Source organism: Pseudomonas sp. m6p (assembly GCF_055760375.1).
On sequence record NZ_CM147084.1, the window covers coordinates 3,398,311 to 3,423,659 of the forward strand.

General features: G+C 55.7%; 19 protein-coding genes, 1 tRNA gene and 1 pseudogene. 5 read left to right on the top strand and 16 right to left on the bottom strand.

The features are described 5' to 3' along the window. Positions 1-10: 10 nt before the first annotated feature. From ACYZUM_RS15350 to ACYZUM_RS15370, 5 genes are all read right to left on the bottom strand, one after another. Positions 11-2,203 carry a xanthine dehydrogenase family protein molybdopterin-binding subunit gene (locus ACYZUM_RS15350; protein WP_071984483.1) on the bottom strand — a complete coding sequence of 731 codons (2,193 nt, stop codon included), beginning with the start codon at positions 2,201-2,203 and terminating at the stop codon, positions 11-13. Between the two features lies 1 nt (position 2,204). Next, positions 2,205-2,666, bottom strand: a complete 462-nt coding sequence (locus ACYZUM_RS15355; protein WP_004574298.1) for a (2Fe-2S)-binding protein — start codon at positions 2,664-2,666, stop codon at positions 2,205-2,207. Between the two features lie 99 nt (positions 2,667-2,765). After that, positions 2,766-3,008, bottom strand: a complete 243-nt coding sequence (locus ACYZUM_RS15360) for a hypothetical protein (RefSeq protein WP_004574300.1) — start codon at positions 3,006-3,008, stop codon at positions 2,766-2,768. A 119-nt stretch (positions 3,009-3,127) separates the two neighbouring features. Further along, on the bottom strand, positions 3,128-4,162 hold the full coding sequence (locus tag ACYZUM_RS15365) for an NADP-dependent oxidoreductase (RefSeq protein ID WP_004574303.1): 1,035 nt from the start codon (positions 4,160-4,162) through the stop codon (positions 3,128-3,130). Positions 4,163-4,273: 111 nt separating this feature from the next. Continuing rightward, a complete protein-coding gene (locus ACYZUM_RS15370; protein WP_004574304.1) occupies positions 4,274-4,867 on the bottom strand; it encodes a TetR/AcrR family transcriptional regulator in 594 nt (197 codons plus the stop codon). Positions 4,868-5,257: 390 nt separating this feature from the next. Here ACYZUM_RS15370 and ACYZUM_RS15375 point away from each other — a divergent pair, with 390 nt between their 5' ends. Continuing rightward, a complete protein-coding gene (locus tag ACYZUM_RS15375; protein WP_033726382.1) occupies positions 5,258-5,878 on the top strand; it encodes a glutathione S-transferase family protein in 621 nt (206 codons plus the stop codon). Positions 5,879-5,880: 2 nt separating this feature from the next. Here the strand turns inward: ACYZUM_RS15375 and ACYZUM_RS15380 are convergent, their stop codons facing one another. After that, positions 5,881-6,327, bottom strand: a complete 447-nt coding sequence (locus tag ACYZUM_RS15380) for an acyl-CoA dehydrogenase N-terminal domain-containing protein (RefSeq protein WP_004574310.1) — start codon at positions 6,325-6,327, stop codon at positions 5,881-5,883. 463 nt (positions 6,328-6,790) lie between these two features. On the opposite strand from ACYZUM_RS15380, the pseudogene ACYZUM_RS15385 reads away from it, so the two are divergent. The 4 genes and pseudogenes from ACYZUM_RS15385 to ACYZUM_RS15400 all read left to right on the top strand — a co-directional run. Then, a pseudogene (locus ACYZUM_RS15385) lies at positions 6,791-7,006 on the top strand (JAB domain-containing protein); the annotation flags it as partial. A gap of 420 nt (positions 7,007-7,426) precedes the next feature. Beyond that, positions 7,427-8,926 (top strand): IS21 family transposase, encoded by a 1,500-nt coding sequence (gene istA, locus ACYZUM_RS15390; protein ID WP_024087936.1) that lies wholly within the window; start codon positions 7,427-7,429, stop codon positions 8,924-8,926. After that, on the top strand, positions 8,919-9,719 hold the full coding sequence (gene istB / locus ACYZUM_RS15395) for an IS21-like element helper ATPase IstB (RefSeq protein ID WP_013973271.1): 801 nt from the start codon (positions 8,919-8,921) through the stop codon (positions 9,717-9,719). The genes istA and istB overlap by 8 nt, the downstream gene beginning before the upstream one ends. 434 nt (positions 9,720-10,153) lie before the next feature. Beyond that, positions 10,154-11,101 (top strand): YagK/YfjJ domain-containing protein, encoded by a 948-nt coding sequence (locus ACYZUM_RS15400; protein ID WP_004574314.1) that lies wholly within the window; start codon positions 10,154-10,156, stop codon positions 11,099-11,101. Between the two features lie 206 nt (positions 11,102-11,307). On the opposite strand, the gene ACYZUM_RS15405 is transcribed toward ACYZUM_RS15400, so the two are convergent. The 10 genes from ACYZUM_RS15405 to pheT form a co-directional block, all read right to left on the bottom strand. Then, positions 11,308-13,167 carry a DUF262 domain-containing protein gene (locus ACYZUM_RS15405; protein WP_071984484.1) on the bottom strand — a complete coding sequence of 620 codons (1,860 nt, stop codon included), beginning with the start codon at positions 13,165-13,167 and terminating at the stop codon, positions 11,308-11,310. 228 nt (positions 13,168-13,395) lie between these two features. Continuing rightward, complete coding sequence (locus ACYZUM_RS15410) at positions 13,396-14,868, bottom strand: class I SAM-dependent DNA methyltransferase (protein ID WP_071984485.1); 1,473 nt, start codon at positions 14,866-14,868, stop codon at positions 13,396-13,398. Then, positions 14,865-15,659 (bottom strand): HNH endonuclease signature motif containing protein, encoded by a 795-nt coding sequence (locus ACYZUM_RS15415; RefSeq protein WP_071984486.1) that lies wholly within the window; start codon positions 15,657-15,659, stop codon positions 14,865-14,867. The genes ACYZUM_RS15410 and ACYZUM_RS15415 overlap by 4 nt, the downstream gene beginning before the upstream one ends. Then, a complete protein-coding gene (locus ACYZUM_RS15420) occupies positions 15,656-17,347 on the bottom strand; it encodes an ATP-binding protein (protein ID WP_071984487.1) in 1,692 nt (563 codons plus the stop codon). The genes ACYZUM_RS15415 and ACYZUM_RS15420 overlap by 4 nt, the downstream gene beginning before the upstream one ends. Positions 17,348-17,349: 2 nt before the next feature. Beyond that, the gene (locus ACYZUM_RS15425) at positions 17,350-19,155 is read right to left on the bottom strand and encodes a restriction endonuclease subunit S (protein WP_071984488.1); all 1,806 of its coding nucleotides are present in this window, start codon (positions 19,153-19,155) and stop codon (positions 17,350-17,352) included. Beyond that, a complete protein-coding gene (locus ACYZUM_RS15430; protein WP_071984783.1) occupies positions 19,155-21,935 on the bottom strand; it encodes a type I restriction endonuclease subunit R in 2,781 nt (926 codons plus the stop codon). Before ACYZUM_RS15430 ends, ACYZUM_RS15425 begins: the two co-directional genes overlap by 1 nt. 203 nt (positions 21,936-22,138) lie before the next feature. Next, a tRNA-Pro gene (locus tag ACYZUM_RS15435) sits at positions 22,139-22,215 on the bottom strand. Between the two features lie 88 nt (positions 22,216-22,303). Further along, complete coding sequence (locus ACYZUM_RS15440; protein WP_003179985.1) at positions 22,304-22,660, bottom strand: MerR family transcriptional regulator; 357 nt, start codon at positions 22,658-22,660, stop codon at positions 22,304-22,306. Further along, positions 22,641-22,943, bottom strand: a complete 303-nt coding sequence (gene ihfA / locus ACYZUM_RS15445) for an integration host factor subunit alpha (protein WP_002553164.1) — start codon at positions 22,941-22,943, stop codon at positions 22,641-22,643. Before ihfA ends, ACYZUM_RS15440 begins: the two co-directional genes overlap by 20 nt. Before the next feature lie 3 nt (positions 22,944-22,946). Continuing rightward, positions 22,947-25,325 carry a phenylalanine--tRNA ligase subunit beta gene (gene pheT, locus ACYZUM_RS15450; protein WP_108183219.1) on the bottom strand — a complete coding sequence of 793 codons (2,379 nt, stop codon included), beginning with the start codon at positions 25,323-25,325 and terminating at the stop codon, positions 22,947-22,949. Positions 25,326-25,349: the final 24 nt, after the last annotated feature.

A 25,349-nucleotide genomic window follows, 5' to 3' on the forward strand; every position in this document is an offset into this window, starting at 1 on the left:
CAAGTGCTCCTTAAACCGGGTAGTAGCCGAAGCGGCTCAGCGGCAGGCGACGGATGCGCTGACCCGAGGCCGCGTACAAGGCATTCACCAGGGCCGGGCCAATCAATGCCGTACCCGCCTCCCCCACGCCACCCGGTGCTTCCAGGCTAGGCAGCAGGTGCACCTCCACCGCCGGCGCTTCGCTGATGCGCAGCTGCCGGTAGTTGTGGAAGTTGGTCTGCTGCACCTGGCCGTTTTCGATGAGGATTTCGTTGAATAGCGAGGCGGACAGGCCGAACAGCGTGCCGCCCTCGATCTGCGCCTTAACCGAGGTCGGGTTAGTCGCAAAGCCGCAATCCACCACACTGACCAGCCGCTTGATGCGTATGCCCAAGTCGCCCTGCATCTCCAGTTCAACCAGGGTCGCCACATAGCTGCCGAACACCGCACTGACCGCCACACCACGGCCCTGCCCTGCGGGCAACGGCTTATTCCAGTCAGTCTTTTCGGCCAGCAAACGCAGCACCGCCTGGGCACGTGGTTGCTCCGCCATCAGTTCCAGGCGGTAGGCAACCGGGTCGGCCTTGGCGTTGTGCGCCAGCTCATCAATAAAACACTCCAGGGCATAGGTGCCGCGCAGCGGGCCCACGCCGCGCCACCAGGACACGGGCACAACGCTCGGCTCCTGGCGGATATAACGAACCTGCAAATGCGCCAGGCTGTAGATGGGGTCTACCGCCACTTCCACGGCATCACTATCCACGCCATTGGGCGGCAAGCTGCCGACATAACGGGCGAGAATCGAGGCGCCGGCGATGCGGTGCTCCCAACCCAGCGGCCGTCCCTGCTCGTCGAGGGCGGCCTGCATACGGTCGGCATACAGCGGCCGGTAGAGGTCGTGGGTCATGTCCTCCTCACGACTCCAGATGAGCTTGATCGGGTAATCGACCTGGCGTGCGATGGCCACCGCTTGGGTGATGAAATCAAACTCCAGACGCCGGCCGAATGCGCCACCGATCAATTGGTTGTACACCTGGATTTTTTCCACGGGCAACCCGGTGACTTGGGCGGCCGTCTGCTGGGCAAACACCGGCACTTGGGTGCCGACCCACAGCTCGCAGGCATCTTTGCGCACATGGGCCACACAACTCATGGGTTCAAGCGGCGAATGGGACAACAGCGCCTGCTCGTAAACCGCTTCGAACTGGCTGGCCGATTGCTGCTTGGCTTGCTCAATGTCGCCGCTGCGCTTGGCGACCACGCCATCACGGCTACTGGCGGCGAGCAGCTCCTGGTCCAACTGCGCTGAACCAATCGCGGCATGCGGGCCGAGGTCCCACTCGATCTTCAGCGCCCTGATGGCCTGCTGACAGGTCCAGAAGTTGCTCGCGGTGACGGCCACGGCATTGTCCAGGCGCACGATGTCGCGCACCCCAGGCACTCGTCGCGCCTGACTGTCATCAACGTTGAGCAGCCGCCCGCCATACACCGGACAGGTGATACTGGAGGCCACCAGCATGCCGGGGATTTGCAGGTCGATGGTAAAGTGCGCCTTGCCGTTGACCTTCGCAGGCGTATCCAGACGCTGCGCGGGTGTGCCCAGCAACTTGAACTGCTCGGGGGTTTTCAGCGGCACTGCGTCGGGCAATGGCAGCGTCGCAGCCGCCTCGACCAAGTCGCCATAGGCCGCCTGCAGGCCATTGGGGCCAAACACCTGGCTGTTCTGCGCATGGCACAGGCTCGGCGCGACGCGCCATTGCAGAGCAGCCGCCTGGATCAACAGGATGCGCGCCGTAGCGCCCGCCCGACGCAGCGGCTCCCAGGTAACACGAGTAGAAGTCGAACCACCGGTGGCCTGAAACTGCATCAGGCTGTCGGTATACAGCGCCGAGTTCGGTGGCGCTTCCTGGATCACTACCTGATCCAGGGGCACTTCCAGCTCCTCGGCGACCATCATGGCAATACCGGTTTGCGCACCCTGGCCCATTTCAATTTTCGGCGAGATCACCGTGACCACGCCATCGGGGCCAACGCGGACAAAGGCACCGTAACCCTCCGCGGAGTGATCACCAAGCCGACCTGCCGCAGCCGCCTCGGCGGCTGCGCTTTTGGCCACCAGCGGCGGTAGCCAGGTACTCAACACCAAGCCACCGAGGGCGATACCGCTGCCCTGCAAGAGGCGGCGACGGGACATATCAACAGTCACTTCGTTAGGCTTTTTCATCTCACGCCTCCTCAACCTGGCCAACACTGTGAATTGCCGTGCGAATCCGGGTGTAGGTGGCGCAGCGGCACAGATTGCCCGCCATGGCGGCATCAATTGCCTGATCATCGGGCTTCGGCTGGCTCTGCAGCAGCGCCGTGGCGGCCATGATCTGCCCTGATTGGCAGTAACCGCATTGCACCACCTCATGCGCCAGCCAGGCCTGCTGCACGGCTTGGCCCACGACCGTCTCACCGATGGCCTCAATGGTGGTGATCGCGCGGCCCGCCACGGCGGAAATCGGCGTCACGCACGAACGAATCGGCTGGCCATCGAGGTGCACGGTGCACACGCCGCACTGGGCAATGCCGCAGCCATACTTGGTTCCGGTTAGGCCCAGCACATCGCGCAGGACCCATAGCAGAGGCATATCGGGGGCAACGTCAACCTGCTGCGACTGTCCGTTGATGATTAACATTTGCATGGTATTTCCTCTGCTTAAAGTGTTGATGCCGACAACCTTGGTTATCGCTTTGATCATGTGGGTGCGCGACGTGAGGCAGACTTAAACAGCGTCATGCCCTCACGAATCTATTCGCCTTAAACGGGCAACCAGCCACCCGGCCAATGGAAAGGAAATAAGCTGGGTGACAGGCACCAATACCAGCACTTCCACCAGCACCATTACCGGGAAACTCAGATCACGGGTCAGCGGGGCTAATACACTCAGCACCAACAAGAGTGTTGGGTAAAGCCCCAGACAACCAACCACTACACGCCAGAACATGGCGTTTATTTTATGCGAGCGCTTACTGGGTGTATGCATAACCCCCCCTGCAGGCATTGCCTGTAACTTAGCAATCTGGATTTTTTAAATAAAAAGCCCTACCAGCAAGGAGCTTGAGCTGGCAGAGCAATAACCTGTGTTATTCCAACAAGCGGCAATCAGTCCTCACTGACGCGAACCACTAACTTGCCAAAATTGCGCCCCTCGAGCAGGCCGATAAAGGCCTTAGGCGCCTCCTCCAGACCACTCACTAATTCTTCACGGTATTTAATCCGGCCCTGCGCAAACCAGCTCGACATATCGTTAAAGAACTCGTCGTAGCGGTGGCCGTAATCATCAAAAATAATGAAACCCTGCACATGAATACGCTTGCGCAGAATGCTGCCCATCAAAGCAGGCAAACGATCTGGCCCGTTGGGTAAAGCGGTATCGTTGTAGTGCGCAATAATGCCGCAGACGGGCACTCGGGCCTTGGTATTGAGCAGCGGCAGCACCGCATCGAAGACCTTGCCGCCGACATTCTCGAAGTAGATGTCGATACCTGCCGGGCAGGCCTTGGCCAGTTGCTCGGCGAAGTCCGGCGCACGGTGATCGAGACAGGCATCAAAACCCAGCACCTCGACCGCATGTCGGCATTTTTCCGCGCCGCCGGCGACACCGACCACATGGCAGCCCTTGATCTTGCCGATCTGCCCCACAGTCGCGCCGACCGGCCCGGTGGCCGCCGCCACCACCAGAGTTTCACCCGCCTGCGGCCGGCCAATATCGAGCAAGCCCATATAAGCGGTGAAGCCCGGCATGCCAAAGATGCCCAAGGCATAAGAAGGATGCGCCGGCGACTCACCCAACGCGGTCAGATCGCTTCCATCGGACAGCGTGTAGTCCTGCCAGCCAGCAAAGGACAGCACCCAGTCACCGGCCTTGTAGGCCGGGTTTTTCGAAGCCTCCACACGGCATACAGTGCCACCCACAATCACTCCACCGACTTCCACCGGCGCAGCATAGGACGGTGCATCACTCATGCGACCACGCATGTAAGGGTCAAGTGAGAGGTAAACGGTACGCAGCAGAACCTGCCCTTCTGCTGGCTCAGGAATGGGGCTTTGCTCAATGCGAAAATTCGCTTCGAGAGGCGCACCGTGGGGACGTGAGGCCAGAACGACGCGCCGATTGATTAGCTTTGATTGGGGCATGTGCAAACTCCTGGGGTTGCTGAAGTTGGGGTTGTCTCGATCACCAGAATTAGACCAGTCGGCTAGTTGGTCAGTGAAAAAAAGCCCACCAACAGGTGGGCAACCTCGCCATCAGATGTTGTCAGAGGTCAGAATGGTCTGAGTTGTGGCCATGGCGTTTTCCAGCGGCCGACTATTACGGTGTAGCTTGCTCAGCAGACTCGCACCGAGCCACAACTGGTAAAGGGCCGTCGCAGTGTGGAAAGCATCGCCCAGTGCCAGAGAACCGTCTCGCTGCCCCTGCTCAATACATTCAGAAATCCGCGCAATGATTTGATCTGCACCATCGCGCAGCGTGAGGCGCATGGGCTCCGAAAGATCAGCTACCTCTGCGCTCAGCTTCACCACCAGGCACTTCTGGTCGTCGCAGGGCTCGCAGTAGCTGTCTAGCCACTTCTGCCAATACCCCATCAGGCGCTCGCGGGCCGTGTTGCCCGTGACGGCAAAACGCTCATCCATGCTCGCCAAATAATTGCGAAAGTAATCCTCAAGCAACGACTGGCCGTACTGCTCTTTGGACTTAAAATAATGGTAAAACGAGCCTTTCGGCACGTTAGCGGCCTGCAAAATCTCGTTAAGGCCCACACCAGTGAAGCCCTTAACCACCATCATGCGGTGGCCGGTATCGAGTAAATGCTGACGCGTATCATCGTAACGTAGTTTCATGGAATTAATGTATCAATAAATAGACCAGTCGTCTATAGTGGATTTCTGAGAGAATTGTTAGCCATTCTTGATGACCACCAGACAGTATACAGACCAACCCACACTCAGCAGGCTCATGGCGGCGCAGTACGGCGAAGCACCTACCTGGAGCTCAAGGGGAACCTTCAAACCGCCCTTCGCTCGCGCCCCAGAAGGCAAGCTCCTGGATACAGGCCTCAGTGGATCCGGAGCGAACCTAAAGGGCATCGCTGCACTCAGCTTGCCGGACTAGTAGACCGGTCGCTTAGTCAGAGATAACATTGATGCCGGGTTGCTGCTCAAACACCCTGTCGACAGCCCTCATACAAAGCACACTTCCTTTTCCACTATAACTTAAAAGGCATAATAACGATGATAAAACTTCACCACCTCAATGACTCTAGGTCGTTTCGTATTCTGTGGCTACTGGAAGAAATAGGCCAACCATATGAAATCATTCGGTATCAGCGTGATAAAAAAACACATCTAGCTCCAGAAACGCTGAGGAACATTCACCCCCTAGGAAAATCTCCAGTTATCGAGCTTGATGGAAAAATAATTGCGGAGTCAGGCGCCATCACAGAACTCCTGATAAATAAATTTGCACCTCGCTTAGCACCCAAAGAAAGCTCTCCAGAATATCTTGACTACTTACAGTGGATACACTTTTCAGAAAGCTCAGCAATGCTCCCGCTCTTACTGAAAATATTTAATCAGTTTGAAACACAATCTGGAACCAAACTAAAATTCCTTAACAACTACGCCGAAGTAGAATTCAATAAAGTTTTTTCCCATCTAAACGAACACTTGAACAATAAAAAGTTTTTGGTCGAGGAGAGGCTCACAGGAGCAGACTTCATGCTGGGATTTGTAGTAAAGAGCGCGCTCAACCTACTCAAATCAAAGAGCGAATTTCCACATATTGAAAACTACATTAAAACCCTTGAAAACCAGACAAGCTACAAGCTAGCGCTGATTATCGACGCGAAGTGAGTTTAGCTTTTTAACAAATAGCCGTGGCAGACCCTCAAACTGCCATGGCCCTTCACTATCATAGAGCTAAGACCAACAAAGCTGACAACCTTCAAGTAACGGAACACTGGAGTGATGATCAACCTGCTTAGACCTTGGCCGCCGAACTCGGAGGGGCACGCCAGCGCCGTCCAGCCGCCTTCGGCGAACTGGCGGTAGCCCTCGCGGAACCCGGCCGGCGTCTTAACAGAGCGGGTCGCCGGGTCGTAATGGCAGCCTTCCTTGTCGCCCGAACTGTTCAGCGGGGCCAGCCACCACTCAGCCACGCGCGCCGCCTCTTCGAGGATCGCTCCGCCCAAGTCTGCGCCGAATTCCCCCTGGGACTGCAGCGCCTGCAGGTGCGTATAGGCGTCGAGTACTTCATCGAACAAAAAACGCATGTCGCGGAGCGGCGCGCGGTAAGCCGGCATAGTCGAGCCCCATAAAACTGTACATTCAGTAAATTTGTATAGATTTTCTACTGACGCGTATAAGTTTTCGCAAGATACTTGTACAACTTTTCCCGCCTGGGGGATGACCGGCCAGTTCCGCTTTCAGCGCCTCGGCAGGTAGCTTTGGCCAGCAAGGCCCCTCGCCCTGTAGCTTTCGCCCACCCGCAGGGAGGCCTTGAAGGAAACGCGCGTTATAAATCACCTCACTCATCCTGGCACTCATTGCCAGTGCCACAGACGCCGGCTACCTGTACCTCAGCCAGGTGCCCCGCCTGGCCTACCTAGTGTATCGACGGCTGGGCCATGAGCGATGGGGGCTCCTTTGGGCTGAAGGTGGTAGATGTCGAGGGCCGTGTCGTCCTGCTGGGCATCCAGGCCACCGCCCTCAATGCACCGGTGGAGCACTATCCGGCCTTAATCGGGCGACCGCTGTTCGGCATAACCGCAAGAAGTGGTCAAGATCGCCTTGGAGCACAATGCTGCGGCCGTCATCATGGTGCACAATCACCCCTCCGGAGACCCAGAACCAAGCCAAGCAGATCGGACCCTGACCACCACCCTCAAGAACGCTCTGAACATGGTCGGCACCCGCATATTGGATCATGTGGTGGTTGGCTATGAAGGTTGTGTGTCGTTGGCCGAACGAGGTTATCTCTAGCCGAATCCCCGTAAAAGGTTGCTCCTGGGGATACCAGGGGCAATCTTCAGGACGGGAAATCATTTATTTTTTGTTCTGAAGTGACTACACATCAGCCGAGAAAGCCGGGTCGGCAGTTGCTATCGAAAATTATGAACAGGCTCCAGCACCGACACCTGGCCGACGTTCTTGACCGACCGGTTCAAGGTACGCCCTTTGGCTCTGGTTGGTGCCGATTAGTATATCCCTGCTTGGACAGATCAACGGCTGTCGATACTGGCTCCTCCCCGATTTTTCACCTCTGATTATCGATCGCGATCTCAGATTGTTGCCGCTGACCGAAAACTGACCCAGTTTCGCCCATTGTGCTGACTGAAAACTGACCCAGGTGTTCCACTGTACCTGCTCAATTTTTGAGCAGGAGAACACAGGGTGATCAGCATGGAAATGATGGGCAAAATTCGGCGGATGTATTTCCGCGACAAGCTGTCGTTGCATGAGATAGCCAAGCGCACCGGCCTGTCGCGCAACACCATCCGAAAATGGGTCAGAGCGTCGGAGTCCAAGCAGCCGGTTTATCAGCGTCGAGCCGTGTTCAACAAGCTCAGTCCCTTTCACGAGATGTTGGAGCAGGCGCTGCGGGCTGATGCCTTGAGGGCCAAGCAACATCGTCGCAGTGCCAAGGCGCTGCTGGCCATGATCCGCGCTGAAGGCTATGACGGCGGCTACAGCCAGCTCACTGCCTTCGTTCGTCATTGGCGCGGAGAGCAAGGCAAGGCGGTACGGGCATTTGTGCCGTTGGCGTTCGCATTGGGCGAGGCCTTCCAGTTCGATTGGAGCGAGGAAGGCCTGCTGATTGGCGGTGTTTTCCGACGTGTCCAGGTCGCGCACATGAAGCTATGTGCCAGCCGAGCCTTCTGGCTAGTGGCCTATCCCAGCCAAGGGCATGAAATGCTGTTCGATGCCCATACCCGCTCATTCGCCGCCATGGGCGGCGTGCCGCGTCGCGGCATCTACGACAACATGAAAACGGCGGTCGACAAGGTCTCCAAGGGTAAAGGCCGCACGGTCAACGCTCGCTTCATGGTGATGTGCTCGCACTACCTGTTCGACCCGGACTTCTGCAACGTAGCGTCCGGCTGGGAAAAAGGTATCGTCGAAAAGAATGTCCAAGATAGTCGGCGCCGCATCTGGCTGTCTGCCTGCGACAATACTTTCCATAGCTTCGAAGAGTTGAATGCCTGGCTTGCCCAGCGCTGTCGGGCTCTGTGGCACGAGCTGATCCATCCGCAGTACAACGGCCTCACCGTTGCAGAAGTCTTAGAACTGGAGCGCGTCGAAATGATGCCGATGCCGACGCCTTTCGACGGTTATGTAGAGCGCACGGTTCGCGTTTCCAGCACCTGTCTGATCAACGTGGCCCGCAACCGCTATTCAGTACCCTGTGAGCGTGTTGGCCAGTGGGTCAGCAGTCGGCTCTATCCCTCGCGAATCGTCGTGATTGCCGATGATGGTGTGATTGCCAGCCACGAGCGCCTGTTTGATCGCGATCAGGTCAGCTACGACTGGCAACACTATATCCCCCTCATTGAGCGTAAACCGGGAGCCCTACGCAATGGTGCCCCGTTTGCCGACCTACCCAAGCCACTACGCCTGCTCAGGCGCGGGCTGCGGCGGCATCTACAGGGTGATCGGGTCATGACCCAGGTCTTGGCCGCCGTGCCCGTCGCTGGCCTGGATGCTGTCCTCGTAGCGGTTGAGCTGGTTTTGGAATCTGGCAGCCTGAGCGCTGACCACATCCTCAATATCGTGGCCCGTCTGACCGCCCGTGAAGCACCACCCTCGGTCGAAACCAACCTGCAACTGAAAGTTACCCCTATCGCCAATACCGCGCGCTATGACCGGTTGCGCAGCACAGATGAGGAGGTGCGCAATGCGTGATCTTACAGAGGAACTCAAAGACTTACGCCTGCACGGCATGGCCACTGCCTGGGCAGATCTGGCCGCACAAGGTGAATCCACCACCGCCTCATCGAAATGGCTGATCGAGCATCTCCTCGATCAGGAACACGCCGACCGGGCAGTGCGCTCGGTACATCATCAGATGAATATGGCGAAACTGCCCATACACCGCGATCTGGCTGGCTTCGACTTCGGTGTATCCAGCGCTGATGCCCGGCTGATCAAGGAACTGTCCACTCTGACCTTCACCGACACAGCTCAAAATGTGGTGTTCATCGGCGGCCCTGGCACCGGTAAAACGCACCTCGCCACCGCCCTGGCGGTGGCCAGCATCACCCAACACAACAAGCGTGTACGCTTCCACTCCACGGTCGATCTGGTCAACCTGCTGGAGCGTGAGAAGCACGAGGGTAAGACAGGGCGTATCGCCCGAGGACTACTGCGTGCAGATCTGGTAATCCTTGATGAGCTTGGCTACCTACCTTTCAGCCAGAGCGGCGGGGCCTTGCTGTTCCACTTGCTCTCTAAGCTTTACGAGCACACCAGTGTGATCATCACCACCAACCTCAGCTTCGCCGAATGGTCGAGCGTATTTGGCGACGCCAAGATGACCACGGCCTTGCTCGACCGATTGACCCACCACTGCCACATCGTCGAGACGGGGAATGAATCGTACCGCCTGCAAAACAGCACCTTAGTGGCCAAGACCAAGATCCAGGCGAGGGAGCGCAGGCGACAGGATATCGAGGAGGCGGAGGACGACCCGTTTTGACCTCTTTGGGCTGGCCTTGCTGAGTGCAGGGTCAGCACTTTTACGACGCTGTCGACTGCTAGGCTTATCCACAATTGCCGGGGTCTAAATCGGCAAGCAGCCCTGGGTCATTTTTCAATCGGCAGGGTGGGTCAATTTTCAATCAGCGCCGACACTCAGATAACTCCCACCATAAATAAACTTGCAAGCCCCCAAAAAAACTCATCGAATTCCCAGACCGACACCTCAAAAGCACGATCAAAAAACAAAAATGTAACTTGGTTTTATTTATATTAGATTAGCTTAGTTATTGAACTATATTAATTCAATAGCAGGATTTACTAGAGCAACCAACAACTTAAACAATAAAACACACTCACATACAAACCACTGGAATCAGTAAAAGCTTACACAACAAGGCACTGATATGTCTTCACAACTTGTCAGCACCTCTCATGAACAACAAAACCCGAAAAACAACATTCAACACTTCGCAATCACGAGCTTCGATTCAGATCGAAAATATCGTCAAGATGATTGAGAACACTAGCGAACCAGCCTTTCATATTACCGAAAGCACAACTGGTTATGAGCACATAGAGTTCAGCAGCCTGTCTGAGCTTTTCTTCAATATTCAGCATCTGCTCAGCATCCACACGGACCACTACGAATATAGTGAACACCTCCAATTATTTTGGAGAGCTTGTAGTGAAGTCGGTCTTGAGCGCAGCCCAGTTGGTCCCGTATGCCTAGACCCTACGGGCCTTTATTACCTCAGCTTTCACAGTTCTATGAACGAGTTAGTAGACAGAGTCAGGCAGCTAACGCGCGAGCCTGGATACAGGCGCAAAGCGAGTGACCGCAGTTACCAAGCACGACAGCGCGAAGCGGACGTGGAAACCTACGCCCGTGCAGTACTTAACCGTTACTCACGTACTGTCGTCGTTCGAGTAGACCTTCATTACTTGGAAATAGTTGACCCTTTACTACGTATCGAAGATCTATTCAGAGACTTAGCAACGCTGATTAGATCTCGCGAACGCAATCCGATCTTCGAATATGAAACGGGCTACATTTGGTCTGTAGAGCAAGGCAAGAACAAAGGTTTCCACATCCATACTGCCTTCTTCTTTAACAGTGCGCACGTTTATAGTGACTGGCACAAGGCGCAGGAGATAGGCACTCTATGGGAGAAAATAACGGGTGGACGGGGTTACTTCTTCAACTGCAACGCCGATAAACAAAAATATACAAAACTCGGCATCGGCACCGTTAAACGAGCCGATACACTAGCTTGCGAAAACGTCATCAACACCATGCGCTATCTAGCCAAGGAGGAGCAACATCTGCGCATAAAGCCAACCAGAGCACGAACTTTCGGAATGGGCCACCTGCCGCGCTGATGGTATTTAGGCATTCAATTAGCAGGTCGGTGTAGGTGAACAATTTTCTGCCGGCTAGTCTGGCACTTACATGGTGAAGTATTCGGTGGGTTCACCCACCGAATACACCAACGCGTCACTATGCTCAAGCCAAACGCAAACCGTGGTCAGGATCAAAGAGGCAGCAGCAGATAGAAATGCAACACTGCATTAGACACAAACTCCCATCATGAAATTTCTGGCTTCCTCCAGATCAAAGACGCAATTTCGAAAAGCAACTTATGACGCTCTTCAAGTTCATCAGGGCCAAATTTCGCCAAAGGCATGAATGCAAGCCCTGAAGACTTCGCAAAATCACGGAAATCCAGCTTACTGTGATACGAGTCGTCACGGAGCGTTTCATTCCAATACAAGGTATTGGCATACGACTTCAGCTTATCGGCATAGGGCTCATTGCCACTTGAGATATTGTCCTTGCCCTTCATTAGCAAGACACCACCCAGCCGGTTACGTTCGACTTCAAAGCGTTCTTCATCGCCACCATAGGCATCCAGGCTTTCTGAGTTGCGCGACAATATATGTTCGATATGAAAGCCCGTTTTGGCCCCTCGGAGCGTAACCAAGCTCTGCAGCGGGTGCTTCATTGTCAGCTTCATACCTTTAGCGAGGAATCGCTCCACCCTGCCAAAGAAGAATCGCGTAAAACGAGTATTCAGCCGATCGAGGGTCATACCACGAAACAAGCTGTAGGTGAAACTTGCTGAAACCTCTGTCGCACGCTTCCTGGAAATCTCTTGCAGCAAATGCTTTTCGAATACCGACGGTATCTGAGCAACCGGCTTATTGCGAATCTCCGCACTAACCTCGAACAACTTAACCGCAAACTCGTTACTGTCGTAGGCCCCCTGCAACTGCTGAAGCGAAAACATTCGATCAAGCTGTTCCGCCACAACTCTTATTTTAGCGACTTCCTCAGGATCGTTCACGGAGCACGCCGACAAAATAAGCAAGTACTGGCTATCCAACTCGTTCAGGCTATTGAAAAAGACCGCTGGATACTGTTCATTCTCGTGCTGCCCGGCTTGCAGCAGTCGCACATACAGCTTCGAATAATACGAAAAATCCTCTTTGAGAAATATTTTGACCTTGGCGGAATCATGCTCAAGATGGAGTAGCTGATTGATATCATTCTTGAACATTTCCCTGTGATAGTCACCGTCAAAGCGCTGTCCAACCTTGCGACTATCGGAAAACTTACTCTTTAACCAGTAACGGAAAAAGTTGTCAATTTCATCTTCCCGAAAGGAATTCACTGCCCTGACGTGCATATCCCAAAGCTCGTTATAGTTACCAGAGTCAAGCTCAAGTTTGTCGATCTGCCCAAGGAGTTTTCCTTTCAATATCTCGTATGGCTTGAGCCGTACGCCACGGTCATTGATTACCTCGAACACCATCGGAACATGGGTAGAATCAACGGACAGGTTGATGAGCACCAGACGGTAAAGGAAGTAGTGAACGAAGGTCTCGAACTTGTGTTTGCTGCTCAAACGGGCAGATAGCTCCGCCGCTATGACCGAGAAGTTCCTCAGCATATTGGCAGCCGTCAAGCCTGTGGATCTATCTACAGCCTCGGGAGGGACGCCATCCATCAGGTCCTTGAGGACATGGATATGCCGGACGTGGTTCATCCAGAACTCGTATTCCACCCCCGAATAGCCCGCAATTTTGCGCTCCAGCCAACCAGAGGTCTTCGAGTCGAACACCTTGGCCATCCGAAATAGCTGAACCAGAAAAAGCGTCAGGGTTGTCAAGCGCTGCTGACCGTCCACGACAAACACCTTTCCCTGGACGGTATTCGTGACATACGTATTGAGGTAGTACCAGGGATAGCGGGCGTTGATACTCTCCGAGCTTGGCTCCAAAGCCGAGTGCTTTGAATAAGCCTCTTCGAATTGGTAGAAAACGTCATCGATCAACCTCCGCACGGGCTCTTCGGCCCACTTGTAGTCTCGCTGATAGAAGTCGATGTAGTAGACCGTCGATGCAAATGTGCGATCCAGGTTCTGCTTATCCGGCTGAATATCCATATCGAATACGACTCGAAAAATTGATCATGACTGCGAAGCTGGCTACTTAGTCAGCTCCATCAGCTTGCCATACCCATCCACCACGTCATACCTGACCCATTGGTATATGTCTCGGTTGCTGTCTGTGCCAGCTTGAAGCCTCGCCCCATTTGTTTCAGTTCGTAGAAGCTCGCTGCACTTTCTGCGTACTGCGCTCGATGATGTGCAACGCCTTACAGTGATCGACGCTCACTCGCCCACTTCAAATCGAGGCAAACTCAATGAAACCTCACGAAACGCAAGTAAAGCCGCTTCGAGATGATCGATGATCTCCTGCTGCAACACATCCGGTAGCGGCAGATCATCTAGGTTGTCGAGGCTATCGTCTTTCAGCCAAAAGACGTCGAGACTGGCCTTGTCGCGGGCCATCAAGTCTTCGTAGCTAAAGTACTTGAAGCGTTCGGTCTCCTGCCGCTCAAAGCGGTTTTCAGGGTTATAGCAGGTAATGAAATCCTGCAGATCGTCCAACTTCAGCGTGCGCGTCTTCAGCGTGAAATGCTTGTTGGTGCGCAGGTCGTAGAACCACGCGCCTTTGGTGTGGATCTGACCGTCTTTGGGCTTCGCATCAAAAAATACCACATTGGCCTTGACGCCCTGTGCGTAGAAGATGCCGGTGGGCAGGCGCAAGATGGTGTGCACGTCACAGGTCTCCAGCAGCTTGCGGCGGATCCTCTCGCCCGCACCGCCTTCGAAAAGCACGTTGTCGGGCAGGACCACCGCAGTCTTGCCGGTTACATTGAGCATGCTGACAATGTGCTGCAGGAAGTTGAGCTGCTTGTTCGACGTGGTTTCCCAGAAGTCCTGCCGCTCGTAGGTCAACGCCTCCTTGTCTTCTTCACCCTCTTCATTGGTGATGGTCATGCTGCTCTTTTTGCCGAAGGGCGGATTGGCCAGTACATAATCCACCTTGAACTTGGGCTCGGAGATCAAGGCATCCGAACGCTCAACCGAGGGTTCGCCATCCAGCTCACCGATGTTGTGCAAGAACAGGTTCATCAAACACATGCGGCGCGTGTTCGGCACGATCTCGTTGCCGTGGAACGTCTTGTCGCGCAGAAACTCCTTTTGGCGCTTGTCGAGCTTGGCGCCGGAGCGGGTCAGCCAGTTGTAGGCACCCAAGAAGAAGCCGCCCGTGCCACAGGCCGGGTCTGCAATGGTCTTCATCGGTTCGGGCCGCACGCAGGCCACCATCGCTTCGATCAGCGCGCGCGGTGTGAAGTACTGACCCGCGCCGCTCTTGGTGTCTTCAGCGTTCTTTTGCAGCAGGCCTTCGTACAAATCGCCCTTGGTATCGGCATCCAGGCTGATCCAGCTTTCTGCGTCGATCAACTGCACCAGGCGCGAGAGCTTGGCCGGGTCTTGGATCTTATTCTGCGCCTTGAAGAAAATGGCGCCCAGCATGCCGGACTGTTGCCCCAGCTTGTGCAGAGTGGCCAGGTAATGCGACTCCAGGGGCTCGCCCACCTTGGAGGTCAGGCTGGCCCAGTCATAGCCTTTGGGGATGTGGGTATCGCGGTTGTAAGGCTCCTGCGCGTATTCGTGCGCCAGCTTCAGAAACAGCAGGTAGGTCAGCTGCTCCAAGTAGTCGCCGTAACCCACGCCGTCGTCGCGCAGCGTGTTACAGAAGTTCCAGACCTTCTGGACCAATGTGCTTGTGTTCATAAAAGTGCCTCCACCCAAGCCTTGTCGCGATGTGCGCCGATGGCAGATCGGAAAAAGGTGGCGTATTCGTGATCGTGGGAAAGGTATTTGTTTAGTTCAGCAGTAACAGCAGGATTAGCGTTATTGCCTACGACGGAAAGCAACGTGGCCAGTGTCTGCCACTGGCTTCGCTTGCTCTCTGGTGTGTTCCATTCATTGAAACCGAGACGCTTGATCGTGTAGTCCGCTCGCTCATATTCCCAAGAGCCAATCGGAGCCAATGGCTTGACCTCTCCATCAATGCCGTGGGCCAGCAGTTGGCAATCGACCTCCACACAAGGGTCTAAGAGCCTTGGCGATTCCGTGATCAATGAATCTGCGGGCTGCGAGCAACGCTGAGCCTCATTCTGAATCGGAAACTCATTAGCCTTGCCATGCAGGATTTCACCGTCGTTTTTTTCCGGACGATTGCACCGTTGGCAGGAGAGACGGAAATTCCACCATTCATATGCCAACCAGTAGTACCCGTCATGACCGGCTAGCTCAACGCCATCGATCGTGATGCCAAGCTTCGGGCGAAAGTGGTCAACGTCAAATGGAGCGCGATTACTCTTCGCTTCACAGTACCAGCATTTGTGATTGCTGGCATGGGCAAGCCATTTCTTGAGCAATCCCCAGCTGCCGTTCTTCTTGATGTATTTTGACCGCAGATCATGTGCGGCGAACGCGCCAACTACGGTGATCCTGGCGCTATAAATTTTGGGCCATCGCTTTGGCAGATGGGGTGGCAAAGGGATCTGTACAAATCTCAAGCCTGCCCCTCCTGTAGACCGCGAAGCAGGCTTTGAACCAAGGCGTCAAGGGCCTTTTCCTTATTCTCTGGGGTGACGATAGCCCCGTCGATTGAGCTATCTGCGGCCAGATCAAACCTGGCGCGCAGATATTCTTGCTCTAACCGATCTCGCGAGGCGAAGTTGAAGTCGAGACCTTCGAGCCGCTGGCGGATATCTATCAGCCTCGCGCGATCAGCCTCGCTGAGAGGCTGTTTCTGCGTGGAGAGTTGATGCAAGGTCAGTAGGTCGTCATTCGTGGCATTGTCCAGGCTGGTGCCCAAGCCAAACATATCGCTGGTCACGATGCCGGCAAAGCCCATGCCCTTGGGATCTGCCGCCGGGTTCTCCGCACGTACTGTACGCGTACCTGCTTGCCGGTACAGGATCTGCACCTGCTCCTTGACCAGCTCTGCAATGGCCAAAGGGTTGTGGGTTGTGAGCACGATATGACTGTTGTCTTGGCCACCACTGTTCTGCCCGACAAACGACTTCAGGTAGTTCAGGTAGTCCACAGACCATCGAGGATTCAAGTGCGTATCCGGCTCATCCAGCAAAAACAGGCTTTCATCCTCAGCCGTGAAACGCAGCAGGCCCAACACGGTTAGCAACTGTTGCTCACCCTCGCTGAGCTCGCGGAAGGTCACGCTGCCATCGTTCTTCTTGAGTCGCACCCGGATGCGCACTTCCTCGATCAACTCCGAAACGTAGGTACTCTCCAGATCCCGGAAGAATTGCGCCGGCACCTGATCGCCCACCAAGCGCCGCAGCGCAGCGATGTCCTTCACGAACAAGTACTTGAACTGCAGGGTTTCCTTATTCCAGATCGAGGTCGATACGCGGCGGCTGATCTCCACCGGCGCCAAGGCAATGTCATAGAGGCGAGACAGGAAATCGCGCACCACGCCGCGAGCATTCCAGAAACGTGGGTCGCCATCGGCGGCTTTGGATTTCCATGGGGGTTGCCGCAGTACGAACAACACCGACTCAATACCTTCATTCGGATCAAGCCCAAGGTGGTCGTCCAGAAAAGCCCGCACTACTTCAGACTGTTGAATGAGGAAGGCCAGCAACACGAACTGGCTATGCACCGGCAAAGCGTAGAACAGCCGCTTCAGACCGGGGTCTTCGCCGTTACGTAACTTGCTGTCGTAGCTCTCCAAATATGGGCGGAACACCTCGTGCATACGCGGGCTTTCGCCCGAATAGTAGCTGAACACATAGCGCGGCAGGTACTCGGCATCGGCATTCAGGAAGGCCGTGAGCTTGATCGGCTCCCCTCGCGGCGATTTGTCCGCATCATCACCAAAGTCAAGGAAACTGTGACTCAGATTGTTCTGCCTGATTTGCTTGGCATCGGCGACGCGGATGAGAAAGGCATCCTTCTCGCGGTCCGGATCGGCATCGATGTGGACGTGCCGGAGGTTCTCGCCGGCGCCCATGCGGTAGGCCAGCTGAAAGGCGAAAGCGGGCGTGCGCTTCTTGGCAATCAAGTCGCGGAAGATGATGGCAAGTGCCTCCAACACGTTGGACTTGCCGGTTCCGTTCCAGCCGATTACGACCGTGACCCAGTGATCCTGGTCGAAGTCGATAGTTACGTCCTTCAGGTTCTTGAACTGGTGCGTCGGACTGTCCTTGGCGCTACCAATGATGAGCTTGTCCAGTCGCATGGTCAGCCCGCCAGCAGCTTCAATCGGTCGTACAGCTTGCGGCCCTGCGCATCGGTCACGGGCTCCACCGCCAAGCGGCCGGTCTTGTCCAACACACGCAACTCGGCGTAAAGCACTTCAATCTGGTCGGTTAGCGCACCATCGGCAACACCACATCGGCGGAACGCCTCTTGTGCTGGCACCCAATCGCCCACCTCGGCAAGCACGTCAATTAGTTTGCTCATCACAGCGGCGATCTCCTTCTGTTTTCTAGTCTTGCGGACCTTGGGCTGCTTGGCGCGTTCAGCCCGCTCAGCACGTATGCGCTCCAGTAGCACGCTCGCGGGTTCATCGTTCGGGTCTTGCGGCACCAATTGGCCTGCAAAGGCAGCACGCAAGATGTTTTGGCGTTGGGCGATGGATTGTTTTAGCGACTTTTCGATGTTTTTTTCTTGCTCGAACGCGCTCTCAATTTGTTCCGCCAAGGCCCGTATCAGTTCAATCTGCTCTACCACGGAAGGAACGGGGACTGCTAGCGCTGCCAACTTGCTTCCATTTACATTGGCCTGCCCCACTTGCTGGACAGCTACTGATTTAACCCAGTACCGACCATACGCAGAATTGATGTAGGCCGAGGCGAGCTCAGGAATAAAACCCTGTGAAAACCTCACTGCAATTAGGTACGAGGCATATGAGCAAGGTGTCAGTTCGGAGCGATAGACAGCTGTTTTGCCGACCAGCTCAGGACTGTTCGTGCGATTGAAGAGAAGATCTCCGTCCTCTAAGAATAGGGCTGGGAACTCTTCATGGCTCTTGGGCAGATACTTCAAGCTTGCATAGTCGAGCTGCCCGTCCTGAATGTTGCCCATCCGCAACACAGGGACGCCTAAGCTATCCTCGTTCGTTTTCGCCGATGATCCATACCGTTGCTCGATGGTTAGTTGATCTATCGTCGCCCACACCCAACCCTCCGGCAATTCCGGCAAGTCGCTTTTATCCGGCTGTACGGGCTCAGGATATTTCATTTGCCAGTCTTTGGGTGGGGCTTTGCCTTTTTCCTTGAACTTTGCGAGTTGTTTGGCTTCCCAGCGAGCGCGGCGCTCGATAAGGATGCGTTCGAGAAGTTGAGCACCGGTTTCAGTGGGGGTGTTTTGTGAGCGCCACACCGCGGTGAACCCGCCTTCTACAGCGGTTTTCAGCAGTGACTGACGGTATTGCACGAGCTTCTTTTGAGCAGCCTTGAGTTCGGCCACACCGGCATCGAGGTCGGAAAGTAGTTCTTCGAGCTTTTCGATGATACGGGCTTGCTCGGCAGACGGCGGCAAAAGAAAAGGTATTGTATTTGCCAAAGTCTTGGATGAAATACTTGCCTGATTCACGTGGTTGGTACACCGATGCTTCATGTACCCCGACATCCAAAGGAAGTGTAATTGCCTTGCTGCAAAAACGGAGTTCACCCCATTTTCAGGGCGAACTCGAGTCATATGGTTGGAAAACGCAAAACCAGACTCACGAGCAGAAACGACGGCAGTCTTTCCAACAAGTTCTGCAGAATTGGTGTTGTTAAACAAGACGTCACCGAGCCTTAGCTCAACACCTTTGCTCTCGGCCACTGACTTGACAACAGCGAGGTCGATCCGTCCATCGCGGTCCACGTTCATAGGCCGAAGGTGAGGTACGCCGGCACCATCAGAGTTGTGTTTACCGCTAGCGAAGCCTGGGCTCACATCAGCCGCGATTTTGTCGAGCGCTACGCTCTCCCAATTCGATGGCAGAGTGACGCCTGCAAATGGATAGCTGTGCAATGCCTCTTCACTAAACTCACTCATCACGCTACCAACTCTTCATTCATTTCATTCATCAAGGTGTCCAAGTGTTTGCCAAACAGTCCCCAGGCCTTTTGCAAACCACCCTTGTCTGCCAGTTCGGCGTAGTCAAAATCGTCCCGACTAATACTGCAGCTGCTGGCGATATGATCTTTCATCAGGCGCAGCCACTCGGTTTGTTCGGGCGTGAAGGCGCTGCCACGCTGGGCATTGTGGCGGAAGATCCAGGCCTGAAAGCGCTTGTCCACCTCGTCGGCAAAGGGTTTGAGTTCACCCTCCAGCCCGAGCGCAAAACGCACCAGTGACACCAGATCGGTGAGCTGACGTTTGCGGTCAGCTCCTTTCACGTGGGCGGCCTGCACACGGGCATAGGCGCTCCAAAGGCGCTCGGTGGTGAGCATCAGCGGCGGTTTGCTCAGGTGCTCATGCAAGTCTTCGATCATGTCGAAGGTCAGCGCGCGGCGCTGGTAGGGTTGCTGGTAGAAAAAGTCCAATGCGGCGATTTCGTCCTTGTGCTGTTTGATGTAGCCGGCAAAGGTTTGAATCACTGCTTGGGCCTGCGCTTCGGCCTGTTCGGAAAAGCCAGAAAATGTCACCTGATCCAGGTTGATGTGGTCGATGACCTGCTCGCGCTCACGTCGGGCGTTTTCGATCTCGTCACGCAATTCGGGTTGGTCGAAGGGGGCGCAGGCAGTCGCCACTCGCTGCTGCCGGGCGGCTTCAAGCTCTTCCGGCAGCAAGGTGTCTTCGCTGCGGGTGATACCCTTGCCTTTGGCAGTTTCCAGCGCAGCTTGCACGATAGCGTCCGGGTCCAGTGCAGCAATCAGTCTCTTACCCAACTCGGCTACAGGAATCCCACCACTAGTTTTCTCGATGCGCGCCTTCGCTTTGTCATCGAGCTGTTTGGCCAGGCGCACAAGGCGATTGGCTAGTGACAGCACGGTGTCATCGTCACGGCTGCCCATGGCCACGCCTTGCAGCAGGTCTTTCAGCGCCACACCGGGCTTCTTTTCCAGCGGGCGGCTTTCGGTTTTCAGCGACTTTTCCACGCCCACTGCGTCGATCAACACAAAGCGCGTTTTGGCTCCGTCGGCACTGTTGCTGACGCGCTTGAGGCTGTCGCCATCCAGGCTGCGCACACCACGGCCTTTCATCTGCTCGTAGTAGCCCTTGGAGCGCACGTCTCGCATGAACAGAAGCACTTCCAGTGGCTTCACGTCAGTGCCGGTGGCGATCATATCCACGGTAACGGCGATGCGCGGGTTATAGTCGTTACGAAAGCTGCTGAGGATGCTGTCGGCGTCTTCCTCGGCGCGGTAGGTAACCTTTTTACAGAAGGCATTTCCTTGACCATAGACCTCGCGAACGATGTGGATGATGTCATCGGCGTGGCTATCGGTCTTGGCGAATATCAGGGTCTTGGGTGTCTCTTTGCGTGCGGGGAAGATCTGCGTTTCCACAGCGGTTTTCATAGCCTGAATCACTTTACGGATCTGGCTGATATTGACCACGGAGCGGTCCAACTCCTTGGCCGAATAGACGGTGTCCTCTTCGGTTTCGCTCCAGCGTTTTTTGCGGGTCTGGCGGTCGCGGTGATCCACCCACTCCTTGGCCTTGAGCTCAGCGCCCTTTTGGGTGATCTCAGTTTCGATATCGTACACGTCGTAGCCGACGTTGACGCCATCGGCCACGGACTGCTCGTAGGTATATTCAGCTACGATGTTCTCGCTGAAGAAGCCGAAGGTGCGTTTATCAGGCGTAGCGGTCAGGCCGATCAGGCTGGCATCGAAGTAATCAAGCACTTGCTTCCACAGGTTGTAGATGCTGCGGTGGCACTCGTCGATGATGATGAAGTCGAAAGTTTCCACCGGTACGGCCGAGTTATAGCGGACAAGCTTTTCCTGCTTGGCGGTTTGCTGCACTTCGTTGAGCGAGACATCCTCAGCCGATTCGTCAATCGGCTCGCCGCTCAAAATGGAAAACATGCGCTGGATGGTGCTTATGCACACCTGGGAGTGCGGGTCGATGTTGGGTGAAGCCAGGCGCTGCACGTTGTAGAGCTCGGTGAACTTGCGGCCATCGTCCGGCGGCGTGTAGGCCATGAACTCCTGATGGGCCTGCTTGCCGAGGTTGCGTGTATCGACCAAAAACAAGATGCGCTTGGCACCGCCGAACTTGAGCAGGCGGTAAACAGAGGTGATGGCGGTGAAGGTCTTGCCCGCGCCGGTGGCCATGTGCACCAAGGCGCGGGGTTTGTTCTGGGCCAGCGACCTCTCCAGCCCGGTGACGGCGCTGATCTGGCAGTCGCGAAGATTGCGATCGGGCAGCGCGGGCATCTGCTCGACCAGGCGGCGGCGCAGGGATTCTGGCTGCGCTAACCATGTAGCTAGCGTTTCGGGCTTGAAAAAGTGGAAGATTTCGCGGGAACGCGGCGCCGGGTCGGCGTTGTCGGTGAAGTGAATGATCTGGCCGGTGGCCTCAAACAGGAAGCGCAGTGGCGTATTGTCTTTGCGCCACTTCAGGTTCGCAGTGGCGTAGCGTTCGGTCTGGCTTTCGGTGGCAGTGAGGTTTTCGCCCGCGGTGTCTTTCTTGGCTTCGATCACGCCCACGACATTGCGATTAACAAACAAAACGTAATCAGCAGGACCGGTATCAGTGGGGTATTCGCGCACGGCCACGCCCACACCTGCCGATAGGTTGAGTTGCTTCATGTCCTGGATGACCCAGCCTCCTTGTTCAAGCTTCTGGTCGATCTGCTGACGAGCTTTTGATTCTGGCGTCATGATGCCGGTCCCTGCGAATGTCCGCGCCATTGGGTTAAAGCCTTAGGAAGCAAGCTGCTTTAGGCTTTACTGGAGTCTGAGCAAGCCAATCTCAATTGGCAACCAATTGGCAACCAGAACGACCAATTTCAAATTGGTAACGAAAAACTCCAAACATAAAAAAATCCAAGCACCCGTAAGTGCTTGGATTCTTTGGAGTTTTTTGGTCGGGACGGAGTGATTCGAACACTCGACCCCTTGCACCCCATGCTAGTGCGCTACCGGACTGCGCTACGCCCCGACTGGTTTGAAACCTGCCCTTCATCTCGAAGAGCGCTCAAGAATATAGCGCAAGCTTTTGAAAACTGGAAGTATTCAAACGCAGCTTTTTATTTCTTGAGCACCACCAGTACATCTTCAAGCTCAGCGATCATCTGGCGGATCATTTGCTTGTATTGAGTGGTGTCGTCTTTGGCTTCATCGCCGGACAAACGCAGGCGCGCGCCGCCGATGGTGAAACCCTGATCGTAAAGGAGCGCGCGGATCTGCCGGATCATCAGCACGTCCTGGCGCTGATAATACCGGCGGTTTCCGCGGCGTTTGACGGGGTTGAGCTGAGGAAACTCCTGCTCCCAGTAGCGCAGCACGTGTGGTTTTACCGCACACAGCTCGCTGACTTCACCAATGGTGAAGTAGCGTTTGCCTGGGATGACGGGTAGTTCGTCGTTATGACTTGGTTCCAGCATAAGCCTCAACTCGGGCCTTCAACTTCTGCCCTGGACGAAAGGTGACCACACGGCGAGCCGTGATCGGGATTTCTTCCCCCGTTTTCGGGTTGCGGCCAGGCCGCTGGCGTTTGTCCCGAAGGTCGAAATTGCCGAAACCCGACAATTTGACCTGCTCGTTGTCTTCAAGAGCGTGCCTGATTTCCTCGAAAAACAGTTCGACCAATTCCTTGGCTTCCCGCTTGTTCAGGCCCAGCTCTTCATACAGACGTTCCGCCATCTCAGCTTTCGTCAAAGCCCCCATACGTCACTTCCTTAACGTGGCGTTCAACCTTTGTTCGAGCGAGGTGAGGATATTTTGCGTCGTCGAATTCACCTCATCGTCATTAAGAGTGCGCGATGGATGCTGCCAGGTCAAGCCAACTGCAAGGCTTTTTCTATCAGGATCAATGCCTTTACCCTGATACACGTCAAACAGCCTGAGATCCGTGAGCCATTCGCCTGCATTTTCACGGATTACGTCGAGTACAGCCGAGGCCGCGACGTCTTTGTGCGCGATCAGTGCAAGGTCACGACGCACTTCAGGAAAACGCGACAACTCGTGGAATTGCGGCATTTTTCCGGAAGCGACTTCAGCCAAAACCAGCTCGAAGACGAATACCGGACGATCCAGGCCCAAGGCTTTGGACAGTTCAGGGTGAATCGCACCGATGAAGCCGACTTCACGCCCATCACGTTCAATGCGCGCGGTTTGACCCGGGTGCAGCGCCGGATGTTTGCCCGGAGTGAAAGTGAAGGCATCCAACGCACCGGCATAACCCAGCACCGCTTCGACGTCAGCTTTCACATCGAAGAAATCGATGCTGTCGCGACCCTGTGCCCAACCTTCCGGCAGACGGCTGCCGCAAACGACACCCGAGAGCATCGGCTCTTGTTTCAGACCTTCCAGCTGACCGACGAAGCGCAGACCGCTTTCGAACAGACGCACACGATCCTGCTGACGGTTCAGGTTGTGCTGCAACGCCTTGACCAGGCCCGGCCACAGCGACGAGCGCATGGCAGCCATGTCATTGGAAATCGGGTTGGCCAGCAGCAGCGGCTCAACGCCCGGGTTGAACAGTTCAAACTGCTTGGGATCGATGAAGCTGTAAGTGATCGCTTCCTGATAACCACGAGCAACCAGCAGACGACGCAACTCAGGCAACTCGCTGCGTGCTTCAGCTTTGGCTTGTGGCGCCAGACGCGCTTGCGGGTAACGAACCGGCAGACGGTTGTAGCCGTACAGACGCGCCAGCTCTTCGATCAGATCGACTTCAAGGCTGATGTCGAAGCGATGGCTTGGCACTTCTACGCGCCACTGCCCTGCTCCATCAGCGGAAATCTTCAGGCCCAGGGCGCTGAGCAGACGCTCGACCTGCGCCGAATCCATTTCCATCCCCAGCATCTGGGTGATGCGCTGTGCACGCAGGGTGATCGGCGCGATCGACGGCAGGTGTTGCTCGCTGACGGTCTCGATGATCGGGCCGGCTTCACCACCGGCGATTTCCAGCAACAGGCCAGTGGCGCGCTCCATGGCTTCACGGGCCAGTTGCCAGTCCACACCACGCTCATAACGATGCGAAGCGTCGGTGTGCAGGCCGTAGGAGCGAGCCTTGCCAGCCACAGCGATCTGGTCGAAGAACGCACTTTCCAGGAAAACGTCGCGCGTAGTCGCGGACACACCGCTGTGTTCGCCCCCCATTACGCCGGCAATCGCCAGAGCGCGAGTATGGTCGGCAATCACCAGCGTATCGCTACGCAGGCTGACTTCCTGACCGTCGAGCAGCACCAGCTTCTCGCCGTCTTCCGCCATACGCACGCGGATGCCACCGTTGATTTCGGCGAGATCGAACGCGTGCAGCGGCTGACCCAGCTCGAGCATCACGTAATTGGTGATGTCGACGGCAGCGTCGATACTGCGCACTTCGGCGCGGCGCAGTCGTTCAACCATCCACAGCGGGGTCGGCTTGGACAGGTCAACGTTACGGATGACACGCCCCAGGTAACGCGGGCAAGCGGCAGGCGCCAGCACGTCTACCGGACGTACTTCGTCGTGCACAGCCGGAATCGCCATGACCACCGGACGGGTAACCGGAGCGGCGTACAGCGCACCCACTTCACGGGCCAGACCGGCCAGCGACAGGCAGTCGCCACGGTTCGGGGTCAGGTCGACCTCGATGCTGGCGTCTTCCAGATCCAGATACACACGGAAATCTTCGCCCACCGGCGCATCGGCCGGCAGTTCCATCAGACCGTCGTTGCCTTCACCAATCTGCAGCTCGGCTTGCGAGCACAACATGCCGTTGGACTCGACGCCGCGCAGCTTGGCCTTCTTGATCTTGAAGTCGCCCGGCAGTTCGGCACCGATCATGGCGAACGGAATCTTCAGGCCCGGACGCACGTTTGGCGCACCGCACACGACCTGGAAGGTTTCCGCACCATTGCTGACCTGGCACACACGCAGCTTGTCGGCGTCAGGGTGTTGCTCGGTGCTCAGCACCTCGCCGACGACCACGCCGCTGAATACACCGGCGGCCGGGGTCACGCTATCGACCTCCAGACCCGCCATCGACAGACGAGCAACCAGCTCGTCGCGACTTACCTGCGGGCTAACCCAGCCACGCAGCCATTGTTCACTGAATTTCATCCTGCTCTCCTAAGAATTCGTTAC